Annotated in this window: 14 protein-coding genes; 7 read left to right on the top strand and 7 right to left on the bottom strand. The window is 71.3% G+C overall.

All coding sequences use genetic code 11. The features are described 5' to 3' along the window. Positions 1 to 189: 189 nt before the first annotated feature. The 3 genes from N2041_RS13790 to N2041_RS13780 are packed head-to-tail and all read right to left on the bottom strand — an operon-like array spanning position 190 to position 1,450. Positions 190 to 549: a hypothetical protein gene (locus N2041_RS13790; protein ID WP_297679156.1), complete on the bottom strand. Its 360-nt coding sequence runs from the start codon at positions 547 to 549 to the stop codon at positions 190 to 192. 38 nt (positions 550 to 587) lie between these two features. Further along, positions 588 to 1,007, bottom strand: coding sequence for a MaoC family dehydratase (locus N2041_RS13785; protein WP_297679155.1), 420 nt, complete (start codon positions 1,005 to 1,007; stop codon positions 588 to 590). Continuing rightward, positions 1,004 to 1,450 carry a GNAT family N-acetyltransferase gene (locus N2041_RS13780; RefSeq protein ID WP_297679154.1) on the bottom strand — a complete coding sequence of 149 codons (447 nt, stop codon included), beginning with the start codon at positions 1,448 to 1,450 and terminating at the stop codon, positions 1,004 to 1,006. Before N2041_RS13780 ends, N2041_RS13785 begins: the two co-directional genes overlap by 4 nt. Positions 1,451 to 1,562: 112 nt before the next feature. On the opposite strand from N2041_RS13780, the gene N2041_RS13775 reads away from it, so the two are divergent. Then, complete coding sequence (locus N2041_RS13775) at positions 1,563 to 2,762, top strand: cytochrome P450 (RefSeq protein WP_297679153.1); 1,200 nt, start codon at positions 1,563 to 1,565, stop codon at positions 2,760 to 2,762. Here N2041_RS13775 and N2041_RS13770 read toward each other — a convergent pair. Together N2041_RS13770 and N2041_RS13765 are read right to left on the bottom strand one after the other, a co-directional pair. After that, complete coding sequence (locus N2041_RS13770) at positions 2,759 to 3,439, bottom strand: phosphoribosylanthranilate isomerase (RefSeq protein ID WP_297679152.1); 681 nt, start codon at positions 3,437 to 3,439, stop codon at positions 2,759 to 2,761. The genes N2041_RS13775 and N2041_RS13770 overlap by 4 nt on opposite strands. Further along, the gene (locus N2041_RS13765; protein ID WP_297679151.1) at positions 3,436 to 4,158 is read right to left on the bottom strand and encodes a gamma-glutamyl-gamma-aminobutyrate hydrolase family protein; all 723 of its coding nucleotides are present in this window, start codon (positions 4,156 to 4,158) and stop codon (positions 3,436 to 3,438) included. Before N2041_RS13765 ends, N2041_RS13770 begins: the two co-directional genes overlap by 4 nt. A 218-nt stretch (positions 4,159 to 4,376) precedes the next feature. On the opposite strand from N2041_RS13765, the gene queC reads away from it, so the two are divergent. The 4 genes from queC to N2041_RS13745 all read left to right on the top strand — a co-directional run bounded on the left by queC (position 4,377) and on the right by N2041_RS13745 (position 8,190). After that, the gene (gene queC, locus N2041_RS13760) at positions 4,377 to 5,126 is read left to right on the top strand and encodes a 7-cyano-7-deazaguanine synthase QueC (RefSeq protein ID WP_297679150.1); all 750 of its coding nucleotides are present in this window, start codon (positions 4,377 to 4,379) and stop codon (positions 5,124 to 5,126) included. Further along, the gene (locus N2041_RS13755) at positions 5,126 to 5,836 is read left to right on the top strand and encodes a 7-carboxy-7-deazaguanine synthase QueE (RefSeq protein ID WP_297679149.1); all 711 of its coding nucleotides are present in this window, start codon (positions 5,126 to 5,128) and stop codon (positions 5,834 to 5,836) included. The genes queC and N2041_RS13755 overlap by 1 nt, the downstream gene beginning before the upstream one ends. 91 nt (positions 5,837 to 5,927) lie before the next feature. Further along, complete coding sequence (locus tag N2041_RS13750; protein WP_297679148.1) at positions 5,928 to 6,614, top strand: hypothetical protein; 687 nt, start codon at positions 5,928 to 5,930, stop codon at positions 6,612 to 6,614. Positions 6,615 to 6,642: 28 nt separating this feature from the next. Continuing rightward, a complete protein-coding gene (locus N2041_RS13745) occupies positions 6,643 to 8,190 on the top strand; it encodes a hypothetical protein (protein WP_297679147.1) in 1,548 nt (515 codons plus the stop codon). 18 nt (positions 8,191 to 8,208) lie between these two features. On the opposite strand, the gene N2041_RS13740 is transcribed toward N2041_RS13745, so the two are convergent. Both N2041_RS13740 and N2041_RS13735 read right to left on the bottom strand, forming a co-directional pair. Beyond that, complete coding sequence (locus tag N2041_RS13740) at positions 8,209 to 9,228, bottom strand: cytochrome c oxidase assembly protein (protein WP_297679146.1); 1,020 nt, start codon at positions 9,226 to 9,228, stop codon at positions 8,209 to 8,211. A 365-nt stretch (positions 9,229 to 9,593) separates the two neighbouring features. Continuing rightward, entirely contained in the window at positions 9,594 to 10,880 is a 1,287-nt protein-coding gene (locus N2041_RS13735) for an alkyl sulfatase dimerization domain-containing protein (RefSeq protein ID WP_297679145.1), read from the bottom strand. A gap of 119 nt (positions 10,881 to 10,999) precedes the next feature. On the opposite strand from N2041_RS13735, the gene N2041_RS13730 reads away from it, so the two are divergent. Continuing rightward, positions 11,000 to 11,488 carry a hypothetical protein gene (locus N2041_RS13730; RefSeq protein WP_297679144.1) on the top strand — a complete coding sequence of 163 codons (489 nt, stop codon included), beginning with the start codon at positions 11,000 to 11,002 and terminating at the stop codon, positions 11,486 to 11,488. Positions 11,489 to 11,568: 80 nt separating this feature from the next. Then, positions 11,569 to 12,858, top strand: a complete 1,290-nt coding sequence (locus N2041_RS13725; protein WP_367187735.1) for an MFS transporter — start codon at positions 11,569 to 11,571, stop codon at positions 12,856 to 12,858. Positions 12,859 to 12,956: the final 98 nt, after the last annotated feature.

The raw sequence follows: 12,956 nt of genomic DNA, 5'->3' as shown, positions 1-12,956 counted from the left end.
GGGAGGCGGGAGGCGGGAGACGGGTGGATGCGCACGTTCGGGTGGGCCTTGCCGGCCCTCCGCGGGGACGGAGCCCCGCGACTACGGGGTTGGGAGGCGGGAGGCGGGAGTTGGCAGTTAAGAGACCTGGGGGAGGGGGATTCTCCCTTTCTCCCTTTCTCCCTTTCTCGCTCCTCCCCTTCTCCTTTCTCAGCGGGGGCGGATGCGGAAGATGGTGGTGTGGCGGATGCGGGCGACGAGCGTGCCGGGGGCGTCGAAGATGGCGACGTCGAGGACGGCGGTGTGATGGCCGCGGTCGTCGAAGGCGTCGACGAGGCGGCCGGCGACGGTGAACTGCTGGCCGGCGCGGGCTGGTGCGAGGTGCTGGATCTGCGAACGGGTGTGGATGGAGGGGCCGTAGGCGTAGCTGTGCTTGAGCAGGGGCGTGGCGCGGGCGGCAAGCCAGGAAGGGTGGGCGAGGGCGCCGGGTCCGGTCCAGCGCTCGTGCCCGTCGCGCTGTTTTTCGAGCGCCCACGCGCGGGCGTCCTCGAGCGAGAGGTCGACGGCCATGGCAGGGAGGTCGCGGCCGCGCGGGGCCGTCTGGAGCGTCAGCTCCGGGAGCGGGTCGCGCGGCGGGACGGCTGGCGGTCGGCCGGGAGGGCAAGCTCGGCGAGCCAGGGCGCACCGCCGAGGCCGGCTTCGCCTTCGATGGCAGCCGCGCCGTCGGCCTTCGCCATGCGGAGCGCGACCGGGCCGCCGGGCGGGCCCTCGGCGACGGCTTCGAGTCCGTCGCCGGGGTAGACGGGGCGGCGGAAGCGGACGTCGGCCCAGCCGCTGCTGAGCCAGCCTTCGCCGAGGAGGTCGAGGATGGACGGGACGAGCCAGCCGTAGACGGTGACGCCGCCGACGAGGGGGCCGGCGAAGCCGTGGGCGCGGGCGACGGAGGTCGAGTGGATGGGGTTGGGGATATCGGGCCGGTCTTCGCCGTCGAGGAAGGCGGTGAGGCGGCGTGCGGCCCGGGCGGTCATGCGCCGGCCTGCCAGGCCATCTGGTAGTGGGTCTCCGATTCGCCGACGCTGCGGAAGCCATGGCGCTCCCAGAGGGCGCGGGCCGGGTTCACCTTGAGAACCTGGAGCGTGACGGGCCGCTCGAGTTCGGCGGCGCGCGCCTGGACGGCCCGGATGATGGCCGACCCGATGCCCTGGCGCTGCCAGCGGGGCGCGAGTTCGAGGGCGGCGATATCGACCGTGGGGCCCTGTTCGTCGAGGTCGAGGAAGCCGGCGAGCTCGCCGTCGATTTCGATGGCGAGGCGGAGGTCGGGCCAGGAGCCGGCGAAGCGGTGCTGCTGGTCGGCGTCGTCCCAGGGGCCCCAGGTCTGGACGATGTAGTCCTCCATGGCGGCGCGGTGGATGGCGTAGAGTTCGGGCTCTTCGGCGGGCATGGCGGGGCGGATGACGAACCCGGCGGGCATGGGCGACCTCCTGCAGCCGCCGGGATGGCGGCGGCCTTCCGGGCCATGGTAGCGGGTGATGGCGGGCTTCGCGTGGGTGAAACCCCTCGGCGAAAGGTGTAGGCTCCCGGACATGGAGGTGGACCCCGGCTGCGAGGCCTCCATCCGCGACCCGGCGGGCTACTTCGCGCGCGCCAGGGAGGCGGGCGATGTGCAGTGGAGCGCGCGCCACCGGGCGTGGGTCGTGCTCTCGCACGCGGAGGTGGCGGCGGGATTCCGGGACGGGGAGCGGCTTTCGTCGGACCGGATGGACACGTTCGAACGGGCGGCGCAGGGCCGTTCGGCGGCGTTCCACCGGGCGGTGGAGATGCTGCACGCGTGGCTGAACTTCCGCGACCCGCCGGCGCACACCCGGCTGCGGGAGCCGCTGGCCGCGGCGTTCACCCCGCGGGCCGTGGGCGGGCTGGAGGCGCGCATCCGGGCGATCGCGGCGGAGCGGCTGGCGGCGCTGGCGCAGGCGGAAGGGCCGGTCGACCTCTCGGCGGAGTTCGCGCGGCCGCTGCCGGCCCTGGTCATCGCCGCCGTGCTGGGGGTCGAGGGGGAGGAGCGGGAGCGGTTCCAGGCGTGGTCGGACGATATCGCGAGTCTCGTGTTCTCGCTGCGGCCGGGAGCAGTGGAGGAGGGGCCGGTGGCGCGCGCGGCGGAGGAGTTCATGGGGTTCTTCGCGCGGCACATCGAGCGGGTGCGGCAGGAGCCGGATGATTCGCTGCTTTCGTACGTGGTGCATTCGCCGGCAGGCGGGCTGGAGCCGGTCGAGCTGGTGGGGCTGTGCACGCTGCTGCTGTTCGGCGGGCACGAAACGACGACGACGCTGCTGATCAACACGCTGGCGCTGCTGCTCGAACGGCCAGACCTGCGGGAATGGCTGGCGGCGCACCCGGAGGCGGACGAGACGGCGGTGGACGAGTTCATGCGCGTCGGCGGGCCGGCGCGGGTGATGCCGCGGAAGGTGCGCATCGACCACGAGCGGGGCGGGCAGCGGCTGCGGGCGGGGGAGACGGTGTTCCTGTGCATCGCGGCGGCGAACCACGACGCGGCGGTGTTCGAACGCCCCGGCGAGGTGGACCTGCTGCGGGACCCGAACCCGCAGCTGGGGTTCGGCTGGGGGCTGCATTACTGCCTCGGCGCGAACCTCGCCCGGCTGGAGGCGCGCATCGCGCTGCGGATGCTGCTCGAGCGGTTCCCGGCGATGCGGCCGGCCGGGGAGATTCCGCCGATCCGCGGCGGGGTGATGGGGTTCGGGCGTCGGCCCGTGCCGGCGCTGCTGCGCTAGGGTTGGACCGGCACCGGGGTCGCGTGGGCGATGGCGACGAAGGCGCGGACGAGGTCGTGGTCGGTGGTGCCGTCCGGGCGTTCGACGCCGGTGTGGACATCGACGCCCCACGGGCGGACGCGGCGGATGGCGGCGGCGACGTTCGCGGGCGTGAGGCCGCCGGCGAGGATGACGGGCACGCCGACGGCCTCGACGATGCGGGCGCTGAGCGACCAGTCGTGGGTCTTGCCGGTGGCGCCGTGCCGGCCGGTGGCCGGGTCGTAGGTGTCGAGGATGAGGGCATCGGCGCGGGCGGCGCGCTCGCGGGCGAGGTCGAGCGCTTCGGGGCCGGTGACGTTGACGGCGAGGATGAGCTTCAGGCCGGGGATGGCGGCGCGCATCTGCTCCAGCTCGGCCGGGGCGGCCGGGGCGTGGAGCTGGACCTGGCTGACGCCCATCGCGCGGCACATGGGAACCACTTCGGCCGCGGTGACGCGGTAGGTGATGAGGACGGGGGTGATGAACGGCGGGAGCCGGCGGATGATGGCAGCGGCGCCGGCTTCGTCGAGGCCGTTGTGCGGGCCGGTCGGCAGGCCGATGGTGAAGCCGATGGCGTCGGCGCCGGCGCGTTCGCAGGCGAGCGCGTCGTCGAGCGTGGAGATGCCGGCGATTTGCACGCGGGGGCGGCGGAGGATCATGCGGGGGCGAACTCCCGGGCGGCGGCGGCGAACGCGTCGAACAGGGCGCGTGCCTGGTCGCGCATGGGGCCGGGCGGGCCGAGGGCGATATCTTCCGGGTGCCACTGGACGGCGAGAAGGAAGGCGTCGGCGGGCCCGGACGGTTCGAGCGCTTCGATGGTGCCGTCGTCGGCGCGGGCGGCGATGCGGAGCCCCGCGCCGAGGCGGGCGGGGTCGACGGCCTGGTGGTGGCGGGAGTTGACCTCGAGCGGGCCAGGCCCGAGGAGGCCGCGGAGCCGGCCGGGACTTTCGATGGTGACGGTATGGGCGGGACGGTGCTTCGCATCGACCGGCGGCGCGTCGGCGTGCCGCTCGTGGCCGACGACGTCCGGCAGGTGCTGGATGAGGCCGCCGCCGCGGGCGACGTTGAGGAGCTGCATACCGCGGCAGATGGCGAAGACTGGGGCGCCGGCGGCGAAGGCCGCCTCGAGGAGCTCGAGTTCGAGCGCGTCGCGGGCGGGCTCGGGCGGGTAGGCGGCCGGGTGGGGCGGTTCGCCGTAGCGGGCCGGGTCGACGTCGGTGCCGCCGGCGAGCACGAGACCGGCGAGGGGTTCGAGGCGGGGCGCATCGCCGGGGCGGACGACTTCGACCCGGAGGCCGGCGGCCTCGAGGGCGCGGACGTAGGCGTCGTCGCTCTTGCGGGGCGCGGCGCCGAGGGGGAGGAGGACGGCAGGGGGCATGGGGGGAGTTTAGGGGAGAGAGGGAGAAGGGGAGAGAGGGAGAACGGGCAACGGGCACGGGGAGCGGGGAGCGGGGAGCGGGGGGGAAGTATCAACCTCCAACCTCCAACCTCCAACCTCCAACCTCCAACCTCCAACCTCTCCCGCTTCCCGTCTCCCGGTTCCCGCATCCCGCTTCCCGGCTCCCGGTTCCCGCCTCCCGGTGCTAGGCTCGGGGTATGGGACCTGACGGCGCGCGGGAACGGCTGGGGGTGGTGTTGCTCTCGGGGGGGCTCGATTCGACGACGGTGGCGGCGCATGCGGTGCGGGAGGGGGTGCGGGTGCGGGCGCTGAGCATCGCCTACGGGCAGCGGCACGCGCGGGAGCTGGCGGCGGCGCGGGCCGTGGCGGCGGCGCTCGGCATCGAGCTCATCGAGGCGGATGCGGGGTTCTACGGGCGGCTCGCGGCGCACTCGGCGCTGACGAGCGCGGCGTATGCGGTGCCGGGCGGCCGGCCGGCGGAGCAGATGGCGGCGGAGGTGCCGATCACCTACGTGCCGCTGCGGAATACGTTCTTCGTAACGGTCGCGGCGGCAGCGCTGGAGAGCTGGCTGCTGGACCGGATCGAACGGGAAGGTGCGGACCCGGGCGCGCTCGAAGGGCGCATCTACGTCGGCGCGAATGCGATCGACTACTCGGGCTACCCGGACTGCCGGCCGGAGTTCTACCGGGCGCTGGAGGAGGTGCTGCGGCTGGGGAGCAAGGCGGGGACCGTCTACGGCGTGGCGATGCGCATCGAGGCGCCCATCATCACGATGTCGAAGGCGGAGATCGTGCGGCACGGGCTCGCACTGGGGGCGCCGCTGGCGCTGACGTGGAGCTGCTACGCGGGCGGCGAACGCCCCTGCGGCACGTGCGACGCGTGCCGGCTGCGCGCGGCGGGGTTCGAGGCCGCGGGCGTGCCCGACCCGGCGGCCGGGAGCGGCTGATGGAGCGGCTCGTGCTGGCGCGGACGCCCGAGGGCGGGCCGGAGATCTTCGCCTCCATCCAGGGCGAGGGCGTGTCGATGGGGCTGCCCAGCACGTTCGTGCGGCTGGCCATCTGCAACCTGCGCTGCCGGTGGTGTGATACGGCCTACACGTGGGACTGGGCGCGGTTCGAGCGGGCGGCTTCGACGCTGGTGCTCGCGGCAGACGACGTGGCGGAGGCGGTGCGGGCGCTGCCGCCGCGGAACGTCGTCGTCACCGGTGGGGAGCCGCTGCTGCAGCGGCGGCAGCTCGTCCCGCTGATCGCGGCGCTCAGGGCGGAGGGCTACCGGTTCGAGGTCGAGACGAACGGGACGGTGGGGCCGGGGCCGCTGGCGGGGCTGATCGACCAGTTCAACGTGTCGCCGAAGCTGGCGCATTCGGGCAACGAAGGGCTGCGGCGGATCGCGCCGGCGGCGCTCCGGGAGCTGGCGGCGACGGGCCGGGCATGGTTCAAGTTCGTGGTGGCGGAGCCGGCCGACCTCGCGGAGGTGCGCGAGGTGTGCGCAGCGGCGGAGATCGCGCCGGGGCGAGTGGTGCTGATGCCGGAGGGAACGTCGGCGGCGGTGCTGGCGGAGCGGGGCCGGTGGCTGGCGGAGCTTTGCGCGCGCGACGGCTACCGGTTCAGCACGCGGCTGCACATCCTGCTCTGGGGCGACCGGCGGGGGGTCTAAGGGGCGGCGGCGCGGCGTTCCCGCATTGTCACCATGACAAGACACACACACACACTTGCCGATATCAATTCATAAGAGCGAGGTCGAACCCGTGCGTTTGATGCGTTTTGCGTGGCTGGTCTTCGGGACACTATTGCTGTTTCCCGCAGTGGTATCTGCCGACGGACCCGACGAGATCCAGGAGACGAGAACGTGGGTCCCCTCGCCAACGACGTCGCTGAGTAAGGTGCTCGCTGCGCCGCCGGCCGCTCGGGACCGGTCGAGCCGAATGGGCCCCGGTGAGGTCGTCACCCTGGGCGGATACGGGAACATGGTGTTGGAGGCGTCGTCCTGGTCGCCCCTCGATCCGAACGCCTACCACTGGTTCTACACGAACATCTTTGCCAACGATTCGTGGATTCCTCCACAAGAACACGTCCGCCTCACCTCGGGCGAAGCACACCCGAGGTGGTACGGGACTTCGCCCTGGAATCCTTATCAAATCCAGTACACGGCACGATGGGAGTGCGCTGGGGGCAGCATCGCCGTTTCTTTTTGGGGAGGAGGGGTGAGCTGGACGTCGGGAGGCACGGCCGTCATCCAGTGGCTTCCCGTCCAGGGGAACTGGATGCCGGATTTCTTCTATCCTTCCGATACGGTGACGTGTTCGGGCTTCAATCTTTCGACATTCAATCTTTCGACATTCCGCCAAACGGATACTGTCCAGTTCCAATTCTGGGCCACCGCCGCCCCGCTGCTTGTCGTGGCAACTGATGCTGAGACGATTGGCCTCTTCTAGGGTCCTGGCTTTCTGGGCGGGGCTGGTCGTGTGCGCAGCCGCCATGGGCTGCACCGGAGGCAATGGAGAGCCGGAGGAAGGGGAACTCCTTCTGGCGTTCCTGGAGGCGCACCGGGCACCGAGCGGGGGCTACGCCGCTCCGCTTGCCCTGCCACCCGGGCAGCAGCCTTCAGCGGTAGAAACCGGGGCCGGCCTGCTCATCCTCGGCTCCCGCGCCAAGTACCTCGAGGAACACGCGGCATGGGCGGCCAGGCAGATCGGTCCCGACGGATGTGTCCAGGCGGGGCTCCAGGGAACGAGCGACCCCGGGTCGACGGTTCTGCTCGCGGCGGGCCTCCGGGCGGCTGGCCGCCCCTATGACACAGCGGCGGCGGAGCGCTGCGCGGCTGCGATGGAATCCGCCGAAGATTCGAGCCTGGTGTTCGCGGCGGCAGCCCTCCTGAGGTCCGCAGGCTCGAGCGGCTTCGAAGCTGTGAAGGCGCGCGCCGCGGCCGAGTGGGCAAGCTGGCCTGCTGAGCGACAGGCGCTGTCAGTGCCGCAGTACGTGGAGATCTTTCGCTCGTGCCCGGATGGAGCGCCGGAGCTGTACCGGCTGACAGCCGGCTGGATGGGCGATGCCATCGCACGGCAGGACGCCGTTGCCACCCAGATGTACGCCCCGGCCTGGTCGGCGCTGCGCCAGTGTACTGCAAATCCGGGCGATGACCTCATATCGCAGGTGCGGAGGACGTTCGCGTCCTGGACCGAGCGGCCGCCGAGTCTCCTCACCGCGCTCGCCCTAGCTGAAGCCGGGGTCATTCGCCGCGATGACGTGATGCGGCAGGCCTTTGCCAGGGAATCGGAACAGGGCGGCTTCTTCATGATCGTGAATGACCGGGCGGACCTCGACTCGACGTACCATGCCGTACTCATCCGGCTGTTCCTCGGGGATGATGCTGCCGTGCGTTCCGACGAGCCACTGAAGGGGTATGTTCGCCGGGTCGGGGAGCAAGCCGTTGCTGCGCCGCAGATGGTGTCCCCTGAGGCAGCGTACCAGCTCGCGATGCTCGCGAGTTTGCTCTTTCCCGATGGGAGCCCGGAGCGCGAGGAGGCGCTCAGGGTCGCCGAACGAGCGCGGGAGCAGACACACCACCCGTTTGAGCGGGCGCTGGTCCTGGCTGCGTTGCAGCGGCTTCGTTGGCTTCGCCCGGAGGAGGTTGCGGAGGCCTCGTCCATCGCCCCGGGAATTGCTGAGGCCGCCTGCGGGAGCGAGTTCCAGGCTGCGGCCCTGGCGTATGCCTGGCTGGTGGCTGCGGACTTTGGCCCTTCGACCCTGCCAGCGTGCGATGAGTCCCCGACCCCGCCGTCCGGCCGTTTCCTGAGCAACGTGTATTACGGCGCGATCCCGGGAAGGAGCGATACCGGGCCGGTCGACGTTTCGCCATTTCGTGCGCCGAACGGCGGATACGCAAACGAGCCGGGCGCGAGCATCCTCTCGCTCAACGCGACGTGTGCTGCGCTCTTCCTCCGCCAGCTCGAGGGACGGCCGGCAGCTGTGCGTCATCCCCTGACGACGACGGGGCTTTGCTTCATCTGAGCCTTACCTGCCAGGGGTCTAAGGGGCGGCGGCGCGGGCTTTTTCGCGGGCGATGCGGGCGTCGTTTCGCTTCGCTTCGCGCTCATCGGCGCGGGCCCAGGCGGCAGCGGCGGCGATGACGGCGATGAGGCCGATCGCTTCGCCGAGGAGGAACATGATGGCGCCGCCGATCTGCTGGTCGAGGAGCGGCGACGGTCCCCAGAGCCGGGGCTGGACAGCGAGTTCGGGGTAGAGCACCTGCGAGGGTTCGTAGAAGAGCGAACCGAGGAAGGCGTGGATGGGGACGAGGGCGAAGAGGTAGAGGAGCCGGACCGGGTGAGGCAGGTTCCAGCGGGTCGGGTTGCCGCCGACGACCGGCCACCAGTAGTGGATGCCGGCGAAGAGGAAGAGCGCATAGCCGCCGAAGTGGAGCCATTCGTTCGTGAGCGACCATTCGAAGGCGGGGGTGATGTACCAGAGGACCGGGACCGCGGCGAAGAGGAAGAGGCCGACGATGGGGTTGGTGAAGAGTTCGAACGGGCGGCTGTGGGTGATGGGGTAGATCCAGCGTTCGCGGCGGGCCGGGCCGGCGGCGACGAGGAGGAGCGTCATCGGGCTGCCGAGGAGGATGAGCGGCGGCGCGATGGTGATCAGGATGAAGTGCTGGATCATGTGGACGAAGAGGAAGACGCGGTCGTAGGCGGCGAGCGGTCCGAAGACGGTGAGGATGACGAGCGCGATGCCGCTCATGAAGGCGGCGAGCCGCCATGCGGGGAAGAGGCGGCCGCGGCCGCCGGCGCGGACTTTGAGCCACATGAGGAGGTAGGCAGCGGCGGCGGAGAGGAGCAGGAAGACGGGAACCGGCTCGAGGGCGACGGTGAAGAAGACGTCGGGGAATTCGGGCGGGGGAACGTTGCCGGGCGCGCAGACGAAGACGAAGGCGACGCTGGCGGAGTTGCCGGCGCGCAGCCACCAGGTGAGGAGGACGGCGGCGGCGAACCCGATGAGCCAGGCGAGGGCGAAGCGGCGCGGGGTCACGGCAGCGAGGCGGGCGCGCATGGTTCCAGTGTAGAGGTTGGAGGTGGGAGGTTGGAGGTGGGCGCGGTGAGCCGGCTGCGCCGGCGGTGGCGCGGCTGGCGCCGCGGGGGATGGCTGGCCGGCTTCGCCGGCGGCGCCGCGGGATGCCGCCGCTCCGCGGCGGCGGTGGGAGGTGGGGAGGGAACCGGGAGGCGGGAACCGGGAGGCGGTGACTTCGAACGTTTGGGTGGGCCTCCCGGCCCTCCGCGGGCACGGAGGCCCGCGACTACGGAGTTGGGAGGTGGGAGGTTGGAGTTGGGAGTCGGGTCGGGGCGGATCCTTTCTCCCTTTCTCGTTCCTCGTCCCTCGTTCCTCGCTCCTCCCTTTCTCCCTTTCTCCCTTTCTCCCTAGTAGTCGCCGGCGAGGTCGCGTTTGCCCTGGCGGGAGGCGAGGGCGGCGTGGTTGAGGATGTTGCGGGCCATAGAGGAGGGCTGGAGGGCGGCGCGGGCGGCGTAGATCTCGGCGCGGAGGTCGTGCGCGGCGCGGGAGCCGGGTTCGGCGATGACGGCGTATTCGACGAGGTGGCAGGCGAGGCGGAGGTTGCCCTCGGCGCGGAGGGCGGCCGCGCGCTCGAGGACGCGGTCGAGGCCGCCGGCGAGGGCGACCCATTCGCGGGCCTGTTCGGCGCGGGGCGCGGGCAGGAGGTTATCCGGCTCGCCGTCGTACCAGCCGCCGTAGAGCCGCCAGACGTTGCGGACGAGGAACTGGGGGTCATCGTAGACAGGGCGGAGGTACGGTTTTTCGAGCAGGTGGGCCGGCAGCTGGACTTCGTGGAGGACGCGGTCGAGGGTGCAGCCGGTGTTCATGAGGGCGAGAACCTGCGCCTCGATCGATTCGAGGAGTTCGGCGGTATCGAGGAGGGCCTGGCGGATGCGGCCGGCGCCGAAGATGGGGAGGCCGTGGCCGGGGAGGAGGAGTTCGGCGCCGAGGCTGGCCATCTCGCGGAGGCCGGCGGCCCATTCGCTGCAGTAGCGCTGGACCTTCTGCGGGTTGCCGGCGTTGGGGACGGCCCAGATGAAGAGGTCGCCGGGGGCGAGGAGCTTCCGCTCGGGGATCCAGGTCCAGGTGGCGTCTTCGGTTTCGCCGCGGGTGTGGCGGAGTTCGAAGGTGAGGCTGCCCTGGCGGAAGGTGAGCCGGCGGGTGTAGGTGACATCGGGCAGGCGGTACTGCTGCGGCCAGCTGAAGTGGGGGGCATCGATGGCGAACTGGCGGCGGTTGATGGCGGTGTTCCAGCCGTGGGTGCGCTGGTAGCGGGCGAAGTGCCATTCGAGCAGTTCGTGGCCGTAGACGAGGGGACGGGGCCAGCGGCGCTCTTCGGCCTCCTGTTCGAAGGGGCCGACGCCGAAGATGTGGTCGACGTGGTGGTGGGAGAAGACGGCGGCGCGGAGGGGCGCATCGGGGCGCCAGCGCCGCACCTGCTCGTGGAGGGGGCGGGTATCGTTGACGGCGCCGGTATCGAGCATGACGAGGCCGTCGCCGGTATCGATGGTATTGGCGCTGGCGATGCCTTTGTAGAAGAGGACGCCCTCGGCGATCTCCTCGGCTTCGGGGTGGCGCCAGCCGACGGGGTGGTAGTCGGCGGTGGTGATGTCGCCGTTCCAGAGTCGGTCGGCGAGGTCGCGGATGGTGGGCACGGGGCGCCTCCGGGGCAGGAAGGTCTGCGGAGTGTACGGAAGGCGGGGTAAAGGAGCGACTGGGCCGCAGTTGACCTGACAGGGGAGGGGGGTATCCTTTTGGCACGATGGAGGTGCGTATGCGCAGGCTGCTGTTCGCGGGTGTCGTGGCCGTGCTTGGGGCGGCCGCGGCGGCGTGCGGGAGTTCGAGCCCAACGACGGTGACGGGCGGGCACGGGCCGGGCGACGGGCACATGTCGGCGATGGCCGCGCCGCCCGAGGGGGCGATCCGGGTGGGGCTGCGGAACTGGTCGGTGGACCCGGCGGTGACGAGCGTCCGTGCGGGGAAGGTTGCCTTCTGGGCGGTGCACGAGATGGACCACGCGCACGGGCACGATGAGGGCGGGCAGGTGCACGACCTGCAGGTGCTGAAGAAATCGGGCGACGGGTCGTGGGACCTCGTGGGGCAGGTGCGGAACCTCGGCATGGGGGAGGCGGCGCTGCTGGAACTGAACCTCGAGCCGGGCGAGTACGAACTGGCGTGCACGGTGGTGGAGGAGACGAAGAGCGGGGTGGTTTCGCATTACGAGAAGGGGATGCGGACGCCGTTCACGGTGACGGGTTCGTAGCCGCCGGGCCGGCGGGTGGGCCGGGCGCGGATGATGTGGTAGGGTTGAACCCTCTGCAACCTTGACGTGAGGGTAAAGCCCTGGCCGGGTGGTTCCGCCGGACCTTCTATGCGCTGGAGAACGGGCAGTTTCGGCTGCTGTGGATCGGCACGCTGTTTTCGTTCCTCGGCATGCAGATGCAGATCGTGGCGCGGGGCTACCTCGCGTTCGAGCTGACGGGGAAGAACACGGCGCTCGGCGGGGTGATGATCGCGTTCGGGGTGCCGCAGCTGCTGCTGGGGCTCTGGGGCGGGGTGCTGGCGGACCGGCTGCCGAAGCGGAACCTGCTCATCGCCTGCCAGGGGATCATCGCGCTGAACTCGCTTTGGGTGGCGATGATGATCAAGACCGGCCACATCGAGTACTGGATGCTGATCGCGGCCGGCGTGGTGCAGGGCGCGGGGTTCGCGTTCATCGGGCCGGCGCGGCAGGCGTTCATCGGCGACCTCGTGGGACGGGACAGCATCGGCAACGCGGTGGTGCTGCAGCAGCTGAGCATGAACAGCACGCGGGTGATCGGCCCGTCGCTCGCGGGGGCGTTCATCGCGGTGGCGGTGATCGGGACGGGCGGGGTGTACCTGATGACGACGCTGGGCTTCTTCATCGCGATGGCGACGATGTTCCGGCTGCCTCCGGGGAACCCGAAGCCGCGCGCGGCCCAGGTGTCGCCGCTGCGGGACCTCGCCGACGGGGTGCGGTACGTGCGGCGGCGGCCGTCGCTGGCGCTGCTCATCCTGACGAGCTTCGCGGTGATCATGGTGGGCTTCCCGTACCAGTCGTTCCTGCCGTCGGTGGCGGTGGACGTCTACCGGGCGGGGTCGGGCGGGCTGGGCCTGCTGCAGTCGTTCGGCGCGGTGGGCGCGGTGGCTGCGACGGTGCTGGTTGCGACGTTCGCGGAGAGCCGGCGGGCGTGGTTCTGGCAGCCGGTGCTGGCGATGGCGTTCGGGGCGTCGCTCATCCTGCTCGGGGCGACGACGAGCCTGCTGGTGGGGCTGGCGGCGATGGTGGCGGTGGGCGCGCTGGCGAGCGGCTTCCAGGGGCTGAACAACGCGCTGACGATGTCGAACACGGACCATGAGTACCACGGGCGGGTGCAGTCGATTTCGATGCTGAGCTGGAGCCTGTTCGGGCTGTTCGCGCTGCCGATCGGCATCGTGGCGGACCACATCGGCATCCGTGAGACGCTGATGCTGATGGGCGCGGTGGTCATCGGGAGCGTGGCGCTGCTGCAGCTGATGAGCCGCTCGGAGCGGGTGGCGGAGGACCGGCGGCGGGCCCTTGCGGCGCTGGAGGTCCGCCAGGAGGCGCGGGCAGCCGCCGGCGGGCAGTAGCGGGGAGGCGGGAGACGGGAACCGGGAGGCGGGAAGCGGGAGGCGGGAGGCGGGAACCGGGAGGCGCGTGGATGCAAACGTTTGGGTGGGCCTTGCCG

The organism is Tepidiforma sp. (assembly GCF_026419595.1).
Classification (GTDB): domain Bacteria; phylum Chloroflexota; class Dehalococcoidia; order Tepidiformales; family Tepidiformaceae; genus Tepidiforma.
Note: the sequence above shows the minus strand (reverse complement) of the source record. Positions and strands in the feature narration are given on the sequence as shown.